This is a genomic window from Desertibaculum subflavum (genome assembly GCA_003576705.1).
Classification (GTDB): domain Bacteria; phylum Pseudomonadota; class Alphaproteobacteria; order Ferrovibrionales; family Ferrovibrionaceae; genus Desertibaculum; species Desertibaculum subflavum.
Window position 1 is genome coordinate 1 of sequence record QOZS01000128.1, and the last position, 2,340, is coordinate 2,340.

General features: G+C 70.8%; 4 protein-coding genes. 3 read left to right on the plus strand and 1 reads right to left on the minus strand.

Annotation, left to right across the window (positions count from 1 at the left end; genetic code table 11):
* The 3 genes from DT074_RS27800 to mddA form a co-directional block, all read left to right on the plus strand.
* The coding region (locus DT074_RS27800) for an alpha/beta fold hydrolase (protein WP_368744962.1) at window positions 1–331 on the plus strand (331 nt) is incomplete at its 5' end.
* A 118-nt stretch (window positions 332–449) separates the two neighbouring features.
* The gene (locus tag DT074_RS27805; RefSeq protein ID WP_368744963.1) at window positions 450–848 is read left to right on the plus strand and encodes a nuclear transport factor 2 family protein; all 399 of its coding nucleotides are present in this window, start codon (window positions 450–452) and stop codon (window positions 846–848) included.
* 117 nt (window positions 849–965) lie between these two features.
* A complete protein-coding gene (gene mddA, locus DT074_RS27810; protein WP_119423068.1) occupies window positions 966–1,763 on the plus strand; it encodes a methanethiol S-methyltransferase in 798 nt (265 codons plus the stop codon).
* A gap of 10 nt (window positions 1,764–1,773) precedes the next feature.
* On the opposite strand, the gene DT074_RS27815 is transcribed toward mddA, so the two are convergent.
* Window positions 1,774–2,340, minus strand: a 567-nt coding sequence (locus DT074_RS27815) for a PRC-barrel domain-containing protein (protein ID WP_162915298.1), incomplete at its 5' end; no start/stop codon positions are given.

Here is a 2,340-nt window from a genome sequence, read left to right on the forward strand (position 1 = left end):
GCTGGCGGACGGCAGCGCGGAGCGCCGGCTCGGCACGCATCGCGGCGCGAGCGGCCCGGGCGGCGCGAAGGGCCTGGCGCTCGCCGCGCGCGGCATGCTGACCCAGCAGGACGACAGCGTGATCGCGTCATTGCCGGAGATCCGCGTGCCGTCGTTGGTCGTGGTGGGATCGGAGGACAAGCCCTTCCTCGCCGCCAGCGACTACATGGCGGCGAAGATCCCGGGCGCCAGGAAGGCGGTGATCCCGGGCGCCGGGCATGCCGCCAATATCGACCGGCCGGAGGCGTTCAACGCGGCGCTGCTCGGGTTTCTCGAGACGCTGGGGCGGTGAGGGGCGCGCTCTCCGCCCATGCGCGGTCTGCCGCAGAGGACGCGCGGGTTGAAAGCGCGCCCCTCATCCGGTCGCTCCGCGACCACCTTCTCCCCAGGGAGAAGGGAATGGGCGCAGCATGGGTGCCAGCAGGGAGGACATGATGGCCGATATCGATGCGAGCCTGCGATCGCTCTGCGATGCCTTCAACGCGCACGACCTGGAGCGCGTGATGGGCCATTTCGCGGAGGATTGCGTGCTGCATATGCCGCGGGGGCCGCAGCCCTGGGGCGCGCGCTACGAAGGCAAGGACGATGTGCGCAGGGCCCTGGCCGGGCGGTTCGAGGGCCTGCCCGATGTGCATTACGGCAGCGAGCGGCACTTCGTCGACGAAGCGGCCCGCACCGGCATCTCGAAATGGGTGCTGACCGGCACGCGGCGCGACGGGGTGCGGATCGAGGTCTGGGGCTGCGACTTCTACACCTTCCGCGACGGCAAAGTGGTCGAGAAGGATTCGTACTGGAAGATCGTGGAGTAGAGCCGAGCGGCGCGGCTCCCGCCCCTGTGAACCAGTTCGCAGCGGCGCGGGGATTGCGCGCGTAGACCTTTCACCCATGGGCAGGCGGAAGCCTGCGACAGGCCATGGAGGCTCGTCATGGGTGGGATCGTTGCGGTTCTGTACGGCGCCGCGGCTTACATGCTGTTCGTCGGCGCGTTTCTCTACGCCATCGTGTTCACCGGCAATCTCGGCGGCGCGAAGACGATCGACAGCGGCGAAGTGGGCACGTTGCTGCCCTCGCTCGCGGTGAATGTCGCGCTGCTCGGCGCCTTCGCCGTGCAGCACAGCGTGATGGCGCGGCCCGGCTTCAAGCGGGTGTGGACCAAGGTCGTGCCGCATTCGGTGGAGCGCGCCACCTTCGTCGTCTTCACCAGCGCGGCGCTCGGCCTGCTCTATTGGCAGTGGCGGCCGCTGCCGGACGTGCTGTGGCAGGTGACGAGCGAGCCCGGCCTGACGGTCGTGTGGGCGGTGTTCTGGCTGGGCTGGGCGGTCGTGCTGTACTCGACCTTCCTGATCCATCATTTCGAGCTGTTCGGGTTGCGCCAGGTCTGGGCCCGGCTGACCGGCACGCCGATCCCGGCGCCCGAGTTCCGCACGCCCGGGCTCTACAAGCGCGTCAGGCATCCGATCTATCTCGGCTTCCTGCTCGCCTTCTGGGCGACGCCCGAGATGACGGTCGGCCACCTGCTGTTCGCGCTGGCGACCACCGGCTACATCCTGATCGGCATCCAGCTCGAGGAGCGCGACCTGATCCGGCTGTTCGGGGAGAAGTACCGGCAGTATCGGGCTGAGGTGGCGATGCTGATCCCGTGGCCGGGCCGGCGCGCGCGGCCGCAGGCCGCGGAAGCGGACTGGCCGCCGCTGGCGCTGCGCGGGCCGAAGCCGGAGGTGTGAGGCCTGCCACTCACGCCGCCGGCGCGGCGCGGAGCTGATCCTCGCTGAGCGTGGTGCGATAGCCCTGGAGATGCGTGTCGTAGGACATCGCATCCCAGGGTATCGCGCGCGTGCCGCCGCCGACGCCGAAGAAATCGCCGGCGGAGATCACCACGTGATCGACCGAGCCGGTCGCGCGGTCGAGCATCACCTCGCGTACCACGCCGAGATGGGTGCCGTTCGGGCCGTAGACGCTGGTGCCTTCCACGCGATCGCCGCGCACGAGCCGATGTTCCGGCGCCGCGGGCCTCGCCGGTTCCGGCCGCGCATCGGCGAAGCCGGCCGGGTGCGCCGCATCGGTGCGCGATGCGAGATCGCGGCCGGGACTCTGCTTCAGGATGGCGGCGCCCTTCTCGTAGTCAGCTTCGCCGAGGCGGGCGACCACCAGGGCACCGCCGCGCTTCAGGCCGGCGGCATAGATATCGGCATCGGCGCCGCTCACGCCCTCGCCGACCAGCAGGCCGACCAGGCCGCCGGTCGCCGCGCCCGCGGCGGCGCCGGTCAGCGCGGCGGCGAGCCAGCCGGCCGCCACCACCGG